This is a genomic window from Niabella sp. ZPM-14, from assembly GCF_055693045.2.
Map to the genome: position 1 here is coordinate 659,958 of NZ_CM181148.1, position 18,009 is coordinate 677,966.

19 protein-coding genes are annotated in these 18,009 nt (G+C 45.3%); 17 read left to right on the top strand and 2 right to left on the bottom strand.

The features are described from left to right. Positions 1 to 68 precede the first annotated feature (68 nt). From ACU37H_RS02715 to ACU37H_RS02745, 7 genes are all read left to right on the top strand, one after another. Positions 69 to 281: a hypothetical protein gene (locus tag ACU37H_RS02715; RefSeq protein ID WP_472702822.1), complete on the top strand. Its 213-nt coding sequence runs from the start codon at positions 69 to 71 to the stop codon at positions 279 to 281. 388 nt (positions 282 to 669) lie between these two features. Then, positions 670 to 1,128 carry a ferritin-like domain-containing protein gene (locus tag ACU37H_RS02720; RefSeq protein WP_472702823.1) on the top strand — a complete coding sequence of 153 codons (459 nt, stop codon included), beginning with the start codon at positions 670 to 672 and terminating at the stop codon, positions 1,126 to 1,128. 64 nt (positions 1,129 to 1,192) lie between these two features. Next, on the top strand, positions 1,193 to 1,414 hold the full coding sequence (locus tag ACU37H_RS02725) for a hypothetical protein (RefSeq protein WP_472702824.1): 222 nt from the start codon (positions 1,193 to 1,195) through the stop codon (positions 1,412 to 1,414). Between the two features lie 40 nt (positions 1,415 to 1,454). Beyond that, the gene (locus ACU37H_RS02730) at positions 1,455 to 2,033 is read left to right on the top strand and encodes a YciE/YciF ferroxidase family protein (RefSeq protein WP_472702825.1); all 579 of its coding nucleotides are present in this window, start codon (positions 1,455 to 1,457) and stop codon (positions 2,031 to 2,033) included. Between the two features lie 210 nt (positions 2,034 to 2,243). Then, entirely contained in the window at positions 2,244 to 2,645 is a 402-nt protein-coding gene (locus ACU37H_RS02735; protein WP_472702826.1) for a response regulator, read from the top strand. 100 nt (positions 2,646 to 2,745) lie between these two features. Further along, complete coding sequence (locus ACU37H_RS02740) at positions 2,746 to 3,675, top strand: NAD(P)/FAD-dependent oxidoreductase (RefSeq protein WP_472702827.1); 930 nt, start codon at positions 2,746 to 2,748, stop codon at positions 3,673 to 3,675. 291 nt (positions 3,676 to 3,966) lie between these two features. Further along, positions 3,967 to 5,337 carry a sigma-54-dependent transcriptional regulator gene (locus ACU37H_RS02745; RefSeq protein WP_472702828.1) on the top strand — a complete coding sequence of 457 codons (1,371 nt, stop codon included), beginning with the start codon at positions 3,967 to 3,969 and terminating at the stop codon, positions 5,335 to 5,337. A gap of 37 nt (positions 5,338 to 5,374) precedes the next feature. Here the strand turns inward: ACU37H_RS02745 and ACU37H_RS02750 are convergent, their stop codons facing one another. Continuing rightward, positions 5,375 to 5,590 (bottom strand): hypothetical protein, encoded by a 216-nt coding sequence (locus ACU37H_RS02750; protein ID WP_472702829.1) that lies wholly within the window; start codon positions 5,588 to 5,590, stop codon positions 5,375 to 5,377. Positions 5,591 to 5,990: 400 nt separating this feature from the next. Between ACU37H_RS02750 and ACU37H_RS02755 the strand changes: the two genes are divergently transcribed. The 6 genes from ACU37H_RS02755 to ACU37H_RS02780 all read left to right on the top strand — a co-directional run bounded on the left by ACU37H_RS02755 (position 5,991) and on the right by ACU37H_RS02780 (position 11,810). Then, on the top strand, positions 5,991 to 8,120 hold the full coding sequence (locus ACU37H_RS02755) for a catalase (RefSeq protein WP_472702830.1): 2,130 nt from the start codon (positions 5,991 to 5,993) through the stop codon (positions 8,118 to 8,120). A 162-nt stretch (positions 8,121 to 8,282) separates the two neighbouring features. After that, positions 8,283 to 8,729 carry a DUF6789 family protein gene (locus ACU37H_RS02760; protein WP_472702831.1) on the top strand — a complete coding sequence of 149 codons (447 nt, stop codon included), beginning with the start codon at positions 8,283 to 8,285 and terminating at the stop codon, positions 8,727 to 8,729. Positions 8,730 to 8,785: 56 nt separating this feature from the next. After that, positions 8,786 to 8,983, top strand: coding sequence for a KTSC domain-containing protein (locus ACU37H_RS02765; RefSeq protein WP_472702832.1), 198 nt, complete (start codon positions 8,786 to 8,788; stop codon positions 8,981 to 8,983). Between the two features lie 138 nt (positions 8,984 to 9,121). Then, entirely contained in the window at positions 9,122 to 9,778 is a 657-nt protein-coding gene (locus tag ACU37H_RS02770) for a DUF6766 family protein (RefSeq protein WP_472702833.1), read from the top strand. Positions 9,779 to 9,801: 23 nt separating this feature from the next. Continuing rightward, positions 9,802 to 10,596: an SDR family NAD(P)-dependent oxidoreductase gene (locus tag ACU37H_RS02775; protein WP_472702834.1), complete on the top strand. Its 795-nt coding sequence runs from the start codon at positions 9,802 to 9,804 to the stop codon at positions 10,594 to 10,596. A 44-nt stretch (positions 10,597 to 10,640) separates the two neighbouring features. Continuing rightward, positions 10,641 to 11,810, top strand: coding sequence for a zinc-dependent alcohol dehydrogenase (locus ACU37H_RS02780; protein WP_472702835.1), 1,170 nt, complete (start codon positions 10,641 to 10,643; stop codon positions 11,808 to 11,810). Positions 11,811 to 11,873: 63 nt separating this feature from the next. On the opposite strand, the gene ACU37H_RS02785 is transcribed toward ACU37H_RS02780, so the two are convergent. Beyond that, entirely contained in the window at positions 11,874 to 12,191 is a 318-nt protein-coding gene (locus tag ACU37H_RS02785) for a hypothetical protein (protein WP_472702836.1), read from the bottom strand. Between the two features lie 920 nt (positions 12,192 to 13,111). Between ACU37H_RS02785 and ACU37H_RS02790 the strand changes: the two genes are divergently transcribed. The 4 genes from ACU37H_RS02790 to ACU37H_RS02805 all read left to right on the top strand — a co-directional run bounded on the left by ACU37H_RS02790 (position 13,112) and on the right by ACU37H_RS02805 (position 17,950). Then, a complete protein-coding gene (locus ACU37H_RS02790; RefSeq protein WP_472702837.1) occupies positions 13,112 to 15,136 on the top strand; it encodes a hypothetical protein in 2,025 nt (674 codons plus the stop codon). Between the two features lie 11 nt (positions 15,137 to 15,147). Then, positions 15,148 to 15,564, top strand: a complete 417-nt coding sequence (locus ACU37H_RS02795) for a hypothetical protein (RefSeq protein WP_472702838.1) — start codon at positions 15,148 to 15,150, stop codon at positions 15,562 to 15,564. Between the two features lie 931 nt (positions 15,565 to 16,495). Beyond that, entirely contained in the window at positions 16,496 to 16,798 is a 303-nt protein-coding gene (locus ACU37H_RS02800) for a hypothetical protein (protein ID WP_472702839.1), read from the top strand. 723 nt (positions 16,799 to 17,521) lie between these two features. Continuing rightward, positions 17,522 to 17,950 (top strand): hypothetical protein, encoded by a 429-nt coding sequence (locus tag ACU37H_RS02805; protein ID WP_472702840.1) that lies wholly within the window; start codon positions 17,522 to 17,524, stop codon positions 17,948 to 17,950. The last annotated feature ends 59 nt before the right edge of the window (positions 17,951 to 18,009 follow it).

The following is an 18,009-nucleotide window of genomic DNA, read 5'->3' on the forward strand; positions in this document are numbered from 1 at the left end:
GTTATAATACCTTCGCCAAGAGATAACGCATTGATAAAAAATATCTTCTCTCTACAAAAATTAAAAGCATGCCTCAAAAAGAAGCCCGCCTGGAAGAAAAAGAGCCTTTAAGTCTTCTGTTCCATGACATTAAAAACTGCCTGAACAATATTGCGCTGGCCACTTCCCTGCTCGAGGTCGAGATCGCGGCTGCAGAAAACTGCGAAAGCTATATCAAGGAGATCAAGGATAATTACCTGAAAATAAAAATCTTGATCAGCCAATACCAGGACCGTCCGTAACCGGCTTTCACAATCATTATTAATACGGACACCAATCATTCATACTCCAACACGAGAGACTAAGTGATGAAGCCGTGGCATGTCTTTTTTCCAAACGGTATCAAGTTTGTGTGAAGTATATAGTCACATGCTGAACAAGTAACATAAGTATTTTAAGATTTAGAGTAAATATCCGCCTCCTGTTTCCACAGGAGGCGTTTCGTTTTTCACCAACATGCCTTCGTGTTGTTGAAAGGTTCAGCTGTCCTTAAAGATCCATGCTGAAAAATATTTGGTTCTTTTTTCTAAAAACCGCTGCGCCAACATTTTTTGGTATACTAATTGAACTTTTATCACCACTAAAGAATTCTTTACCCTCCAATTTATTTAACCTCTAAAGACTCTAAACATGGAACACGCAGCTTGTATCAGCGCTTTGAACGACCTTATCAAAATAAACAATGACCGGATTGCCGGTTACCAGAAAGCTATAGACGAACTAAAAGATCATCAGGACTCAGATCTGAAAGCATTTTTCAGTGGAATGATTGCAGACAGCCAGGAGTATAAAAGAGAACTGGAAGACCTCGTAGTAGAATATGGCGGCACTCCCGCCGACGGCACCACAGTATCTGGCAAACTTTACCGCGGATGGATGGACGTGAAGGCACTCTTCACGGGAGGCGACAGGGAAACTGTGCTCAACAATTGTGAAGCCGGCGAAGACGCTGCGCAAAAGGCCTATCAGATGGCGCTGGACGATGAAGACCTGATGCCGAGGACCAAAGAGCTGATCAGAAGTCAGAAATCAGCACTCCTGGTTTCCCACGACGGGATCAAACGATTGAGAGATGTGGTGGCACAATAGCCACTGCGGGCAGCAGCGACACCATGAGTTCACTGCTTTTTTATTACCCTGAAAAAATACGATCATGAGAATCTTCAATACCGATTCCAATTTTAACAGCGAAGAAGGCAGAACCATGCCCGTCCTGTTTACAGGCAGCGCTATCGCGTTTCTTCCTACAGTAACCGCTTCCATTAACTTTTCTGAATGGCAGTGGCATGAAGAGCTGGTCAACGGCCGGCGCACCAGGATCATCACTGATAAGAAGACCAGCGACTACGATGGTTTTACCATGGAAGCTTTTTAATCTTGTTTTTTAATCATTATCCTTAAATAAATTCTATTGTATGGCAAAAGCAAAATCGGCACCCAAAAAGGCCGCTTCCAAAAAAGCAGCTCCTAAAAAAGCAGCCGCCAAGAAAGCCGCTCCTAAAAAAGACGCAGCAACTCAATTGGCAGATCTTCTTGAACACGGTTTGAAAGACATTTACTGGGCTGAAAAAGCGCTTGCAAAAGCATTGCCTAAGATGTCCAAACAAGCGTCATCTCCCGACCTTAAAAATGCTATCGATACCCACCAGAAAGAAACAGAAGGACATGTGAGCATGCTGGAAGAAGTATTTGAATCGATGGGTAAAAAAGCACAAGCCAAGAAATGCGACGCGATGCAGGGCCTGCTCGAAGAAGCGGAAAGCATCATGAAGGAAACCACACCCGGCGCTGTAAGAGACGCAGGTATCATCGGCGCTGCACAGAAAGTAGAGCATTATGAAATTGCTACTTACGGCACCTTGGCCACCTACGCCAAGGCGCTGGACATGAAGCCCGCCCTGGATCATCTCCTGAACATTTTGGAACAGGAAAAGAATTGTGATCAGCTTCTTACCGACCTGGCCAAACAAGATATTAACCTGGAGGCTATGTAGCCAGCCCGATGTATTCAGTAGAAAAGCCGTCTTCGAAAGCATGGTTTCACACAACAGATAATAAACAACAGAGGGATGCGGTAAATCACTAGCTTTGTGCCCCTTGTACCCGTTGCAGTAGTGTGAAAATAACAGGCTTTCAGGAGACAGCTTTTTTAGCTTTATAGTAAGTGAAGGGACTGCTTAACTGCCATTTAAATTGACATTTGTATGAGTAATGATCCACAGTATTCTCACTCCGCCACGAAGACGATCGCTCTGTTTGATGACGATCGGGCGCTGATTTCCATATGCCAGCGCATCATTAGTGAAAACGGATGGCACCTGCAAACTTTCACCGACAGTAAAAATCTTCTTCAGAAAGTGAATGATTGCCAACCCGCTTTGATCCTCATGGACAATTCTCTTCCCGGTGGCGGAGGCATGGCCGCAACGCTGCAGCTCAAAGACAATGACCAGTTAAAGCATATCCCCATCATTTACCTGTCGGCCGATGACAACATCGCCGGGCTGGCTAAAAAGGCCAAAGCAGAATATTATTTGCTGAAGCCTTTCAGCATCGAAGAGCTCTTGTTCACCATTACCGGGGCTACCGGTAAAGCGCTTGCCTGAGCCTTGTGGGCCGGGCAACATACTTCTTTAAAACGACGCTTCCTTAAATGTTAACCATCGTGCGTGTGTGAGTCACTCACCAGGTCTCAAAAGAATGAGTATGAAATATGATGTAGCTATTGTAGGTGGAGCATCGGCAGGCCTGTCCGCTGCACTGACATTGGGCCGTTTCAATGTCAAAACCGTGGTCTTTGATCATGGTAAGAATCGCAACCGTTTTGCCAGCATGGCCCATAACATTTTCAGCCGGGACAGCATTGCTCCTGCAGCATTATTAAGCACCGCCAGAGAACAGGTGAAGCGTTATCCCAGGGTTACCTTACAGGAAGACTTTGTAATTGAGATCCGTCAGACAGATACCGACTTCCTGCTTCAGACCGCAGCAGGCTATGAATACAAGTCCCGCTTTGTCATGCTGGCCACAGGCGTGACTGATAAACTACCGGACATTCACGGTCTCCGGGCGTTGTGGGGCAGCGAAGTGATTTCCTGTCCCTATTGTGATGGATGGGAATTGCGCAACGATGCAATGGCGGTGATGATGAATGGCAAAGAGTTGGAAGAAACGCTGCCACTACTGCATTCGCTGCACAAAAATCTTTCCGTCCTGAGCGATGGTGCCTTACAGGTATCTGAGCTGTTTTCAAAGTGGCTGGATCAAAATAACATACAGGTGTACACCGCGCCGGTGAACGAGATGATCAAAGCAGATAAAGCAGTTGAAGTACTCTTTGATAACGGGCAAAGCGTTGTCGTCCGGGCCGTTTACATCAAGCCTGAGCTGCAGTTCAACAATCAGCTGGCAATCGACCTCAACTGTTTGCTGACGCCCCACGGATCCGTTGAAGTAGATCGCAATTTCAAAACCACTGTAGATCGCGTGTATGCTATCGGCGATCTGGCAACACCTCATATGCACCAGGTCATCTTCGCCGCTTCAGGAGGCACACGCGCTGCCATGTCTTGTCTTACCGAGCTGGTCAGGTACCAATTACTCCACATGAAGAATGAAGATGAAATTTCTCATTAGCACAAGAGAACCAACCGATGATCTACCTACGAAAATGAGGCTGGCACTGACTTTAAAAAAGATCAATATGTTGAAAACACTGGCTTGCAAGGCAAAGTACACCTGTCGTTGGTCACTGTTCAAACACTGATCATCGGTCGATATAAACCAGCAAATTTTCGCAGGTAATCTCAGCATCATTTCTTTCTTAGACATTTGTTAATAGACGCCTTTTAATTTGTTTAATCGACAATTTTTGCGTTACTTACGGTTTAGTACTGAATAAGTAGAACCCTCCAAACCCCATCCATAATGAAGAAGATATTGATCATTGATGATGATGTCGCGACCTGCAAGTTACTTTCCACGTTTCTCACCAAGCATCACTACGAAACAACAACGGCACTCTCCGGGAAAGAAGCGTTGCGGCTGTTGCAAACCAAAGAATTTGATCTCATTTTTTGCGACTATGTTTTGAATGACATACAGGGCAAAGAAATGTTTGAAAAGATCAAAGCAGTTCAGCCCAACACTTCTGTCATCTTTATCACCGGCTATGCCAGTGTGCAGGTGGCAGTAGATCTGATGAAGACAGGCGCTTTTTATTATCTCGAGAAGCCATTGCTTCCCGAAAAGATCCTGGAATTGATTGATAATGTATTTACGCGCAAAGCCAAGCCTGTAGCCGCTTCGCAAGCCAGGCGCACAGAAACTACGGAAGCGACTTACGTAAAAGGGAAAAGCCAGGCTGCAGAGATGCTCTATACCAATCTCAGCCTTATCGCTCCCACCAATTACAATGTTATCATTATTGGCGAAACCGGTACAGGTAAAGAACGCCTGGCCCGTTTGCTACACGATGAAAGTACCCGGGCATCCGGGCCTTATATTGCCGTTGACTGTGGCAGCTTGTCCAAAGAGCTGGCAGCGAGCGAATTGTTCGGGCATGAGAAAGGCGCCTTCACCGGCGCTGATCATGTGAAGGCTGGCGCCTTTGAGCTGGCTAACAAGGGCACCTTATTTCTTGATGAGATCGGCAACCTTTCCTACAACGTGCAGGCCTTGTTATTGCGGGCCATACAGGAACGTCGTATCCGGAAAGTCGGCAACAGCAAAGAAGAGCCTGTTGACGTACGTATTATTGTCGCTTCCAACCAGAATTTATACAGTCTCGTAAAAGAGCAAAAATTCCGGGACGACTTATTTCACCGGCTGAATGAATTTACAATCATTGTTCCGCCGCTGCGCGACCGGGTTGAAGACCTGCCGCTATTCGCCAATTACTTTATTGAAATGGCAGAGAAAGACCTCGGCAAAAAGATAGAACCACTGTCTGATGCGGCGCTGGAGATCATACAGGAGTACTCCTGGCCGGGCAATGTGCGGGAATTGAAAAACATTATCAAGCGATTGTGCCTGTACACGCCGGAAGGCGCGGGGATTGATCCCGATCTGTTAAAAAGTGAATTGATGTTGCTCAAGGATGTAGCTGCATCAGACCCTGACGCTTTAACCGTGTCAGAGAGCGATGCTAATGCTACCAACCTGAAAGTGGTAACGCAGAAAGCAGAGTTCACTAAAATAATGGAAGTGTTGAAACGCGTCAAATACAATAAAACGAAAGCAGCAGCAATCCTGAATATCGACAGGAAAACGCTGTACAATAAACTGAAAGTGCACTGATCCAGTGCCTTTCAGCTTTTATTCGGCTTTGTATTGATCAACGTCCGAATTTATCAGCCGCCTGCGTTGCCTCCTGGCGCTTATCGGTGATGATGCAACAGGGATATCCCTCTACCTGCCCTTCATGCCACTCCCACTCTTCCAGCGAAACCGGCATTTTCACTTCTCCGAGATAATCTAAACTCTTTCCGGTAAACCATACTTTAGGACCAACATCCGGCTGACTTTTTCTTTCATGGCTAAGCTTGTTCATAACAAATTGTTTTTTGTTAAGTATTTTTTTTTGTGAGTCCTGGGCTGTCAGGATCTCAGCTACAATACAGATGCCGGAAAAAGAACGCCCTATATTCAATCATTTATATCTTTCAACTTTTACCGCATTGTGGAACTTTTTCCCCATCGTCCCGGTCCTCCACACATAGTCCACATAAATCAGTCCGCGTCCGGAATTTGCTTCGCATGCGTTGGTATAGAAATTGCCATTAACTCTATCTCGAAAACAGTGAAAACGTGCTGATCTCTAACCCATAATGATCTTCATTTGTCTTCGTCGGGAATCCCGTTATCGACCTGTAGAATATTATGATGCTTTAATTGATTGTAAACGATACATGGCGTTATCACCCCATCTTTCATTTTTTAATTTGTAAACTATGCCCAAACAAAAACAGCCACAGAAAGTAGCCAATGAAAAGATCCTGGATCTTTCTAAGCATACCAGTGATGCCACGGAACAGATCATGACCACCGATCATGGTGTCAGGATCAACGATGATCATAACTCACTGCGTAGCGGTGAGCGCGGAGCCACTTTGATGGAAGATTTTATTTTCCGTGAGAAGATGACACACTTTGATCACGAACGTATTCCCGAACGTATTGTACATGCCCGCGGCGCCGGAGCTCACGGCGTCTTTAAATTACACACCTCGCTGGCGCCTTATACAAAGGCCGGATTCTTAACCGACACCCATCGAGAAACGCCGGTGTTTGTGCGGTTTTCCACAGTGGCCGGTTCCCGGGGCTCTACCGATCTGGCGCGTGACGTGAGAGGATTCGCCGTAAAATTTTATACGCAGGAAGGCAACTTTGACCTCGTAGGCAATAATATTCCTGTCTTCTTCATACAGGACGCGATGAAATTTCCGGATCTCATCCATGCAGCAAAACCTGAGCAGGACAACGAAATGCCACAAGCCGCTACCGCACATGATACGTTCTGGGATTTTATTTCCCTGATGCCGGAAAGCACGCACATGATCATGTGGGCTATGAGTGACAGAGCGATTCCCCGCAGCCTCCGGATGATGGAAGGTTTTGGTGTGCACACTTTTCGCCTGGTCAACGAAAAAGGAAAAAGCACCTTTGTAAAATTTCACTGGAAACCCTTGCTGGGCGTACATTCCGTGGCATGGGATGAAGCACAGAAGATTTCAGGTAAAGACCCGGACTTTCATCGCAGAGACCTTTGGGAGGCCATCGAGCAAGGACATTTCCCCGAATGGGAATTAGGCGTGCAGCTGGTGCCTGAATCAGACGAACGTGAATTTGACTTCGACCTGCTTGACCCGACCAAGATCATTCCTGAAGAGTTAGTACCGGTTCAACGTGTCGGCACATTGACGCTGAACAGAAATCCGGATAACTTCTTTGCAGAGACCGAACAGGTAGCGTTTCATCCGGGGCATATCGTTCCCGGCATCGATTTCACCAATGATCCCCTGTTGCAGGGAAGGCTCTTCTCTTATACAGATACACAGCTGTCCCGCCTGGGCAGTCCTAACTTTCATGAGATCCCCATCAACCGCCCTGTGGTTCCCGTACACAACAACCAGCGTGAGGCACATATGCGGATGCAAGTCAACAAAGGGAAGGCCAGTTATACGCCCAACAGCATCGGCGGCGGATGTCCTTATATGGCGAAAGCAGCTGAAGGCGGCTTCACGAGCTTCCAGGAAAAGATCGACGGTCACAAGATCCGCGGAAGGAGCAGAAGCTTCTTCGATCATTTCAGCCAGGCTAAACTTTTTTACAACAGCCAGAGTGAGCCGGAGCAACAACATATCAAAGATGCGCTGAGCTTCGAGCTATCAAAATGCACGATTCCCGCGATCCGCGAGAGAATGTTGAACAACCTGTCAAATATCGATCTGGACCTGGCGGGCTATGTGGCAAACCAACTCGGTCTGCCCAAACCCAAAAAGGCAATGCCCGTGCAGAACGGCGCAATACCGGCCGATGGCAAGCCTAAAGATTTTGAATCGATTAAAAAGGAACCTTCTATTCCACGATCCGAAGCTTTAAGCATGGCGGGCACGGTAAAGAACACGATCAAAAGCCGGCAGATAGCGGTCATTGCCACTGATGGCGTGGATATATCAGAGCTGAACAAATTGAAGAAAGCGTTGGCAGACGGCGGCGCATTGATGAAGCTGATCGGTCCAAGGTTAGGCACGATCAAGGCCAGCGACGGCTCGGCTGTAGCTGTGGACATGACCTTGTTTAATACGGCTTCTGTGCTTCATGATGCTGTTTATATCCCCGGTAATGAACAACATGCCCAGGCGTTGCTGAACGAACCGGATGCAGTCCATTTTGTAAACGAGCAATATCGCCATTGCAAAGCGATTGGAGGGTCCGCCCAATCCCGGGTATTCTTCGATGCCACTTACGTAAAGGATGGTCCAGGTGTTTCACTGAAAGGTGATCCCAAAGCCTTTATCGCGGATATCGCAAAGCATCGCGCATGGGAACGCGAGATGGAGCGCAAGGTTCCGGCTTAGTCATAACCAGTCATACTTTTCAAGAGCCTGTTCTGACGTCTGTAGTTTCAGACCGAAGATACACGCTCTTTTTTACGGAGGTCTGAGACTGGCAGTAATATTGTCAATATAAGAAGAGTTGAACGACCGGTTCAACAGTTAATAAAAAATTTGTACAGGCATATGATGAACGACACCCTTCTGATTTTAGTAAAGGTCCTGATCGCCGGTGTAGTCAGCACATTGGCCATGACCCTTTTCATCAGGCTGGTATCCACAGCAGGTCCCGAGACATTTAATGTACCGAGAATACTTGGGAATCTTTTAATGATGAAAACACCCGCGCTTCAGAAGGCTTTTGGCGTGGCCATTCATTATGCCATCGGTGTGGGCTTTGCAGCAATTTTTTTCTACCTGTGGCATTATTTCCCCAATTCAGACCGCCTGGAATATGGCCTGCTGATGGGGGCTATATGCGGCGTCCTTGCTGCGTTGGTTTGGCGCGTCACCCTCCTCGCGAGCGCCCACAGGCTGGTAGTCCACAAGACGCGCTACCTCTTGCTGATCTTTTTGGGACATGTCGTGTTTGGCCTGGTTTGCTGGTGCTGCCGGCACTGGATGGTTCGCTGATGCTGCATGCACCTCGGCACACATGTTGCAGTAGCAACGGGGAATTGATCCGCACTATGCCTTCGACCGTCATAGCCAAATTCGAGTATGATGCCTCTACCCTTTCTTTAAGGATACAATATGTGTCCGGGTCAGTATACCTCTATAAGGACGTGCCTCCCGGGGTGTACGAAGAAATGAAAAAAGCCTTTTCCAAAGGCCAGTACCTGAATAGCCGGATCAAGGGAAATTACGAATACGAAAAGATCGTCTGAAGCACAACAACACAGACGTGCGACATACATCACATCAGGCAGGCACGGGGCTGCTGAAGTAACAGTTATGCCGGTGACCGGTACAGGTAAGTGTGTTCAGCCTTAAGATAGCTTTTTATCATTAAAGCCAGAATATATATGCGTCGAAGCAGTTTCTTTTATCGGAATAGTCTGAGCATTGTACTGCTCACCTTGATGTTACTTTTTTTAGTAGCCCAGTTCATTTCCGGCTGGAAGACAGACAATGAGCAACGCCGCGAAGAAGGACGACCGGTGATAGCACTCCGCGAATACGCGACCAGCGGGCATTTTATCCAGGCAACGTTTGAGAACTGGGAGAGTGAATTCTTACAAATGGCATTGTATGTAATGCTGACCGTTTTCCTTCGCCAGAAAGGTTCCAGCGAGTCCAAAGGATTAGAAGGCGAAGAGGATGTAGATAAAGAGCCGGAACCTCATCCCAATGCACCCTGGCCGGTTAAAAAAGGAGGCTGGTGGCTGGCGTTATACAAGCACTCTTTGTCTATCGCGTTTGCCCTGCTCTTCATCATTAGCCTCTGTCTGCATTTTGCAGGAAGCCTGAAAGATGCTAACGAGGACCGGTTAGAAAAGGGGCTGTCACCGGAAACCTGGCAGCAGTACATTACAGGTCCCCGTTTCTGGTTTGAGTCTTTTCAAAACTGGCAAAGTGAATTCCTGGCGGTGGCGTCTTTAGTGTTATTATCCATTTGGCTCAGAGAAAAAGGGTCTCCCGAATCGAAGCCCGTCGATATGCCGCATAGCGAAAATCCCTAATCGAATCACCTAAAATATATGATATGAATGATCTGAAAAAATATGTACTTATTACCGGAGGCAGCCAGGGCATTGGCTTTGAGCTGGCCAAACAGTTTGCCATCAACGGGCATAACCTTGTGCTGGTAGCCAGGCATGAAGCCGAGCTGAACCAGGCGAAAGTGCAGTTGGAAACCACCGGTGTGGATGTCGTAACGATCGCGAAAGACCTGTTCAACCCATCGGCGGCATTTGAACTTCATCGCCAAACAAAGGAGCAAAATCTATACATCGATATTCTCGTGAACAATGCCGGCCAGGGACTATACGGTTTGTTTGAAGACACGGATGTAGACCGTGAACTCGCTATTGTGCAGTTAAACATCTCTTCACTGATTGTATTAACAAAACTGTACCTGCAGGATATGTTGCTGCAAGGCAGCGGCAGGATCCTGAACCTGTCCTCTATCGCCGCGAAAACACCCGGTCCCTGGCAATCCGTATATCACGGCACGAAGGCATTTGTGCAATCCTTTACAGAAGCGCTCCGCAGCGAGGTGAAAGATAAAGGGATCGTAGTGACCGCACTGCTGCCGGGCGCAACGGATACCGACTTTTTTAATAAAGCAGAGATGACTGAATCCAAAGCGGTTCAGGACAAAAGCAAACTCTCCAATCCGGCAGATGTTGCACAAGACGGGTATCGCGCATTGATGAACGATGACGACAAGGTGGTATCCGGCTTCAAAAATAAAATGAACGTCGCGATGAGCAATATGATGCCGGACAGCGCCGCAGCCGACAACATGAAAAACACACAAAAGCCTGCAGACACATAGGCTTACTATAATAATTTTCATCACCCTCTAAATGACACTATCCCATGAAAGCAGCAGTTATACATGGACCGGGATCTATAAAATTCGACACCGTCGATGATCCCACGATACAAACCGAGCGAGACATTATATTAAAAGTAACCTCCACCGCCATCTGCGGATCAGATCTGCATATCTATTCCGGAGGCATTCCTCAACCACGAAACATGGTGCTCGGGCATGAGTTCATGGGCATTGTAGAAGAGGTCGGCAAAAACGTGAAAAACCTGCAGCGCGGCGACCGCGTAGTGGTTCCATTTCCCGTAGCCTGTGGCCACTGTTTTTTCTGTGATCATCACCTGCCGGGACATTGCGAAAACAGCAACCCGGAAAACTACGGACCGGAAGGCGGCCTCGTCTCAGAGAAAGGCGGCGCCTTATTTGGCTACACAGATCTGTATGGTGGTTATGATGGCGGACAAGCGCAATATGTAAGAGTCCCTTATGCAGACTATGGTCCGCGGAAAGTGCCGGACAACCTGACGGACGAACAGGTATTATTTCTCACCGATATATTCCCTACAGGTTATACCGGCGTTGATTGGGGCGAGTTGAAAGGCGGTGAGAGCGTGGCGATTTTTGGTGCGGGGCCTGTGGGCATGATGGCACTGAAGTCAGCACACTTACGCAATGCCGGGAAAGTGATCATCGTAGACACCGTCGAGTACCGTTTAAATAAAGCGAGCCAGGTCGCTGAGTGTGATACCGTGTTATGGAATGACGGCTCTAAAGACGTGGTACAACAGATCCGCGATCTGACTGAAGGACGAGGTGCCGATGTATGTATTGATGCGGTTGGTTTTGAGCCTGATCGGAATATCTGGGACCGGGCGAAAGCCGTAGTGAACTTTGAAAAAGGTTCACCCAAAGTACTGGAAGCTTGCATGAGCGCTGTACGCCGCGGAGGTATTGTATCTGTGTTGGGCGTATACCCTGCACATTACGATAACTTTCCGGTGGGGCAATTTTTTGATAAAGGTATTGTGCTGAAAGGTGGGCAAGCGCCTGCACACAAGTACATCGATACGCTATTGAATTATGTGGTGGAAGGAAGAGTGAAGCTGGATGATATCATTACGCATCGGTTGTCCCTGTCGCAGGTGGATCATGGATACGAGATCTTCAAGCAAAAAGAGGACGGCTGTGTAAAAGTGGTGATGGATCCGTGGGCATAGCAGCGCATAACAAATCGTAGCGATACAAAGAAGCCAACCTTTTTGGTTGGCTTCGCCTTTATGTCAACACTTGGTGTCTGTATCGGTGTGTAAGTGATCCTGGTTGAAATGCATGATGCGGAAACAAAGATCTTTCAATATATCCGGCAAACTGGTGGTGGTGGCGGGTTCCTGCACGGCGACCGCTTCCGTATTATTATCAACGATGATGTCTTCGTAGAAATAATATTTATGCAGGAGGTCTTTAATTTCCTGGTAGTGATTGTCTGAAACATCTTCCTGCTCCATCACTTCTATCTCTGATAACGCCTGATCAAACCGGTTCTCTGAAAGATAAGTGAGAACGTCCTGGCAGATTTCAATTCCGTATTTGTAGCACATAATCGTTTATTTTAAATAGGTTTAGAGAACAACTTATGAATCGCCCATTGATCACCGCCTGCATGATACTGTCTCCTGACTGATATTACCAAACACTGTATAATTTGTATGATTGTAGGTTATTGATTCGTCCATATCCAACAGACATGATACTTTGTTTAGGGCTATTAACAGATGATAGGCAAGGATTATGCCATTTGCGGCCCCTAAACATAATAGCGACGCATAAAAAATGCGATCAATGCCACGGATGGCCGGATCATATGCCTGGTCTGACCCTACCCGAAAGGTACAGGCGAGCGTCCCGGGTCTGACCAGCAAAAAGCCACTCGCGCTCGTACAAGTACCAAAAGGTCCTTCTAAATAAAATCTCCCCGCGTGTGTAAACGTTAGGGCGAACTGTAACGACGAAGGCAATGCACGTATGACCCAATAGCGTAGTTGATGATTCGTCCTCTCATCAGGTAGTTCGACGCCTGTATAATATGGGTAAGGAAGTCAGACAGCAAATTTGGTCATGTTCCTGGTTGAGCGCAGTTCACTAATTCATCGAGGATCTTGGTATAAAGTTCTAAGAGCAGCGCTTTGGCTTTGATCCTGTAACGGAGCAGGTCATCCATGGAGGGGCTTGATCATTGCCGAAAGCGCAGACTATCATTGACGCAAAATAACACCCCCGATCTTTCGACCAGGGGACAAAGCATTCGAGCGGAGGGCAAAGCAGAAGACCGGGTATAGATAGGGAAGTATTATGAAGTATGTGTAATTGTATCTGCTAAAAGGTGGTTTTCGCAGGCCCAAACGATTGGTGAAAGTGTTCGCATGAAGAAAGCATAATATATATTTACAATGTCATTTCCAAAACCATTAACTGTGACCAATGAAACAATCTGCTTTTTTAAATCAAAATTCAAATCAAGATGAAAAATGCCATTTTGCTCGTCAGCGCTGCTTTTGCAGTGTTGTTGATAAGCTGTAATAAATATGAAAATGCTCCGGTGGAGCAACCGGTACAAGCGAAGACCGGAGACTATCAAAAAGGAGATTTCGCATTTAGTTTGTCGAATCTTCGCAAACTTACCTCAGCTCGTTCGGTGACTGGCGGAGAATCGCAAATCGTGCCTTCACATCTTTACATGCGATTTAAACCGCAGACTCAGGCACATATGGATGCCCTGGAATCGGCCCATATTCCCACTTATCCATATCCTCTCGCGACCGATTCATTGGACATCAGCAAAATCGACTATACCTCCCTGTATACCTTTTTACCATATCATAAACTGAAGCCTAACTGTCCTTATGAAATTTTGGACACGGTGATGATGTTGGATCTTGAAAGCCGTGGTGCTCAAATGGCGTTTGCGGCCGCTGGTAAGGATATCAACTTGCTTTCCAGCGCTGGTGAGGCCACAATACCAAGAAATATCAATATACCTCTATTGCCGGCATATTGTGATCAATGGAATGATGCTCTATACGAAGATCGCACTGGTGTAGGCAACCAGCAGCTCATTAATGACATTGACTGTCAGGGCACACCCCCACTACCACCACCGCCACCGCCGCCACCACCACCAGCGCCCACTCCCTTGCGGCCGGCTGACCCGCGCCCTGTACCCAATACGGTTACTTATAATAGTTGTAGCAGAAATACGGACGTCAATTACCCGAGCGGAAGGATTACCGTTGAAGAAACGCAATGGGGCAATGGCGGAGTGGCTTACGAAGGTGTGGCAGACGTTAAGGTAGAAATATTGGGTCCAAATGGTCAACGGGTAATCGCTCAAACCAACCGGTTTGGCTGCTTCAAAGCTACCGGATCAATTAGAGGGTTTAGATTGCCCTTTGGCATTCGCCTTCCCGTAATTCAAAATGTTGTTTTTACAAGCGACAGAAAGGAAATAAGAGGAATGAATCGGACAGTTATAGATCAATATACCAAACCGCTGTTACATATTTACGGCAATATTGCTGAACGAATGAATAATGCTGACATCTCCTATGAGCGGCACACGAGCAACGATGGAGACGATACCAAGTACTATGTAGCTGCTACAGTAAATAACGCGCTGTATGAATTTGACGAATACGCGGCTGATGATGGCATACTTCCTCCACCTGACAATATCAAGATATTGGTAACACCCTTTGCGGAGGCTGCCTCGACGCCTATGCTGAATGACTTAAAAAACAGGAATATCTGGGATGCGGCTGCGGTGACCAACTATCTAAACACCCGCGTGGGTGGCCTGGCAGGTATTTTAGCGCCCAGCGCACCGGATGTTATCATCGGATACAAATGGGCCGGTACAACAACATTAGGAGATTTTGCGACAGATAAAATAAAGGAAATTGCTTATCATGAGTTTGCGCATGCCAGCCATTATCGAAAGACGACTACCGAAATGTGGATAAACAATATTAAGTACATTGCAGACTATGGAGTTGGAAGGGGAAATCCTTATGGTCTCGCCGGTGATCCTGGCGTCGAGCGCACCGATTTAATAGAAATGTGGGGATATTTTATGGGGAGGGAGTATGCGCATAGGAGATATGGTCCCAATGCGCATAGTCAAATCACCGAATTTTTTGGCAATCACGGAGCGTCAGTTTTTAATAATAGCTGGTATGCCGTAGGTGAGAACAGAGGAGCTGAGACGCGAAGTATTTTCGATTGGCAGCATATTCCAGCAGGCTTTTTACATGATTTGCTCGATAATAACGATTACAACCAGGCTGCAGAATCAGTATTGAATGAGACTATTACAGTTCTTGATACAGTTAGCGGATATTCAATCGGAACAATATATGGGTATTTGGATGGCAGTACTTCCTCACCAGCTACTTTGATAAATAAACTTAGAAATAATTTGCCTAACAATACTACTCCGATTAATACGTTGACCGGCTATGATGCATTAAGAGCCTCCTATGGATATTAAAACTTCAAAATATGAATAAGCCTGTTATTGGAATTTGCCTATTAGTTTCTGTTTTGTTATTTGCTTGTGATAAATCTTCAAACTCAAGGAAGATAATTCAGAATTCTTCGACAAAGAGTATTAAGGTTTTGATATTTGATAAACCTTACTCCGGAAAAGAAAGGGAAAGTTATACTATCGAAATGAATAGTGAAACTGTAATTGAAAATCTCACGTCTAAAAGCGGACCGCTCTATGCAAGTTCAGAAAATTGCATTTTTTCAAATAACGACTCTGTAGCCATCGTTATTCCAAACAATAACAACTTGAAAGTTACAAAAAACGCTTCCAACAGTAACAATTGGGTGTTCTCGAAAAAATCAAGCTCTAACGGTATTGATGTAGAATGTAAGTTAACAATAACAGACGCCGACATTGCAACTAAGTAGTTTCAGCGATTTCCATCTGGCAATACATTGCAAACTTTGATTTATTAAGAGCGTCCTACGGATATTAATTCATATGTAAAATACTTTTATGAAAGCATACATATTCAACATTCTTGCTATTACTCATTGACATTGATTGGCTGTAGTCGAGACTTTAATTCTAAAAAAATCGTTGAAAATGATCGACGCATGAGCTTAAAATTAGCTTGTTTGGTGAACGACCTTCTAGAAAGCTTAGGGAAGTTTTTTTGGTCTCTTCAAATAGTCAGGCCACTATTTTTGAGTTTAATTCTTCAAGTGATCTTTTCTACGCAGAAGGGCAATGTGCTAGAATTGAGGTAGACTCCCTTTCCGTCGAGATTGTACAACGCAATGTTAAAAGTGGCAAAAGATTTAAATACAGATGCAAGCTGGACTTCCAAAAAGGATGCGGGCGCACGTAAAACAGAAATTGAATGTCGTACGGTAATCACAGACGCCGACATTGCACCTAAATAAGTTTACCGATTTTCATAGGTAATTAGTTTAGTAAGGATTCCTGGTCCATTAGCGGATATTTTCCTTGCGAGCTGCGAACCTTTGATAATGAACATATTCCTCCCGGTTTTTTACAAGATATTTGCGATGATAACGACTATAACGAAGACAATAATCTCAATGATAACCTAACGGACAATATTCAAGGGTATTCAATTGGTATCATCTATAGTCAAATGGATTGAAACACAACGACTGCAGCATCATTGATGGCAAAATTGAAATCTTTTTTGCCGTCCGGCTTAGGTAATACTTCAGCAGGATATGACTCATTACGAATGTCATATGGTTATTAATAATACTTAAAAATATGAAAATAAATCGGTTGCACCTTTATTTGTCAGTAATCTTATCTTTCGGTTTCATTTCATGCGATCCTTACAATGACTATAAGATGATCGTAGAGAATGAATCATATTACGAAATCCTTGTGAACCAGAAGGTACGAGTTCCTTCAAATAGTGAAAAAATTATCTATGAGTACGGTGGGCTAGGTGTTTCAGGAGCGAATAAATGTGAGCCGCCGTTGGGAGATGGGCAAATTTCAGTTGAAATACCGTCCCGGGAGGATTTGAAAGTAACTAAGAATTTAGCGGACATGAGTATGTGGAGGCACCCAAAGACAGGTAATAAATGGAAAGGATATAAAGCAATTTGCACGATCGCCATCACAGACGCCGACATTGCACCTAAATAAGTTTACCGATTTTCATAGGCAATTAGTTTAAGTAAGGATTCCCTGTTTCAACGGGGAGCCTTTTTGTTATTTCACAAAATTATTTCCAACGTACCTCTAAAACGCTCTCACCTCCCAATCTCCCTCAACCAGCCGAACGGAAATAAACCGGAACGGAAAAATCTCAGTAGCCGTTTTGATCTTGACGAGCGGTAAGAACGGAATACTTGAAGGTTTTGAACAAGATGGATCAATATAATCCTTGAGAGTTTTTAGTTTAGTCAGTCGACTGATAAATTCACCATGAAGTGATAATAATTTGGAGATTTAATACTCGTTGCTTATTTTCATGTCTCGAGCCCAAACTTATATGCCTTCAACCTTAAATTAATTACTTCAATGAGTTCTACCAACTTACTTGTGAGAATACTATTCTTTTTTTCATTATTGGCCTGTATTGCGTCTTGCCGACGGTATGACGTCAGTTCCAGCCCTCAAAATCTCACTAATGTGTCGGCTGATGCAGAAAAGATTCGGGATTGGCTTCATGCTTCTGGAGGTGTCTATAAAAATGAAACGATGGCGATTAATGTTCAAGGAGGATCTTCAATCGTTAGGCTCGATTGGAGTCAGGCAAAGCAAATCGATTGGCAAGGCAAAGTGTTCCTTGAAATCCCGTATTGAAGACAACATAACGAAATGCCCTTTGAGACAACGGGTACCTGTCTATAAAAGGTCTAGTTTATGATGAAAAAGACGATCTTAATTCTTTTGCATATGCGCCTATTCAGCGATATTATTTGCGCTCAAACGGAAGCAGCACAACAAGCGCAGCAAGAATGGATCTACCAACATCGTAGTGATTATATAGGTAAACCTTTTTCTTTGCTGTATAGTGCGTTGACGCTGAAACCACAATCAGTGCGGGGAGGGATTGCTCATTCTAACAGGTCTATTGAACCTGATCACCAGTTTTTTTACAGGGATACGGCTAATTATCAGGATACTGCTTATTACTTTTATATAGAATGGCAAACTCCTATCGCTAGAACGGAAGCCCAAAAATATCAAAAACATTTGTTTCGTGCTTTTAATACACAGGAGTATCCAGCCTATAAGGATTTAATTATTGAGAAGCTCGAAGTATATAGAAAAGTGGGCGAACCCTGGTAAACCACGAAGACTAAATTAATATTCGATTCGAAAAGTCGCGTTTGTTAACCTTCGGGTTT

Coding starts and splice junctions, on each gene's coding strand:
- ACU37H_RS02715 (WP_472702822.1), top strand. CDS start 69: ATGCCTCAAAAAGAAGCCCGCCTGGAAGAAAAAGAGCCTTTAAGTCTT.
- ACU37H_RS02720 (WP_472702823.1), top strand. CDS start 670: ATGGAACACGCAGCTTGTATCAGCGCTTTGAACGACCTTATCAAAATA.
- ACU37H_RS02725 (WP_472702824.1), top strand. CDS start 1,193: ATGAGAATCTTCAATACCGATTCCAATTTTAACAGCGAAGAAGGCAGA.
- ACU37H_RS02730 (WP_472702825.1), top strand. CDS start 1,455: ATGGCAAAAGCAAAATCGGCACCCAAAAAGGCCGCTTCCAAAAAAGCA.
- ACU37H_RS02735 (WP_472702826.1), top strand. CDS start 2,244: ATGAGTAATGATCCACAGTATTCTCACTCCGCCACGAAGACGATCGCT.
- ACU37H_RS02740 (WP_472702827.1), top strand. CDS start 2,746: ATGAAATATGATGTAGCTATTGTAGGTGGAGCATCGGCAGGCCTGTCC.
- ACU37H_RS02745 (WP_472702828.1), top strand. CDS start 3,967: ATGAAGAAGATATTGATCATTGATGATGATGTCGCGACCTGCAAGTTA.
- ACU37H_RS02750 (WP_472702829.1), bottom strand. CDS start 5,590: ATGAACAAGCTTAGCCATGAAAGAAAAAGTCAGCCGGATGTTGGTCCT.
- ACU37H_RS02755 (WP_472702830.1), top strand. CDS start 5,991: ATGCCCAAACAAAAACAGCCACAGAAAGTAGCCAATGAAAAGATCCTG.
- ACU37H_RS02760 (WP_472702831.1), top strand. CDS start 8,283: ATGATGAACGACACCCTTCTGATTTTAGTAAAGGTCCTGATCGCCGGT.
- ACU37H_RS02765 (WP_472702832.1), top strand. CDS start 8,786: ATGCCTTCGACCGTCATAGCCAAATTCGAGTATGATGCCTCTACCCTT.
- ACU37H_RS02770 (WP_472702833.1), top strand. CDS start 9,122: ATGCGTCGAAGCAGTTTCTTTTATCGGAATAGTCTGAGCATTGTACTG.
- ACU37H_RS02775 (WP_472702834.1), top strand. CDS start 9,802: ATGAATGATCTGAAAAAATATGTACTTATTACCGGAGGCAGCCAGGGC.
- ACU37H_RS02780 (WP_472702835.1), top strand. CDS start 10,641: ATGAAAGCAGCAGTTATACATGGACCGGGATCTATAAAATTCGACACC.
- ACU37H_RS02785 (WP_472702836.1), bottom strand. CDS start 12,191: ATGTGCTACAAATACGGAATTGAAATCTGCCAGGACGTTCTCACTTAT.
- ACU37H_RS02790 (WP_472702837.1), top strand. CDS start 13,112: ATGAAAAATGCCATTTTGCTCGTCAGCGCTGCTTTTGCAGTGTTGTTG.
- ACU37H_RS02795 (WP_472702838.1), top strand. CDS start 15,148: ATGAATAAGCCTGTTATTGGAATTTGCCTATTAGTTTCTGTTTTGTTA.
- ACU37H_RS02800 (WP_472702839.1), top strand. CDS start 16,496: ATGATCGTAGAGAATGAATCATATTACGAAATCCTTGTGAACCAGAAG.
- ACU37H_RS02805 (WP_472702840.1), top strand. CDS start 17,522: ATGATGAAAAAGACGATCTTAATTCTTTTGCATATGCGCCTATTCAGC.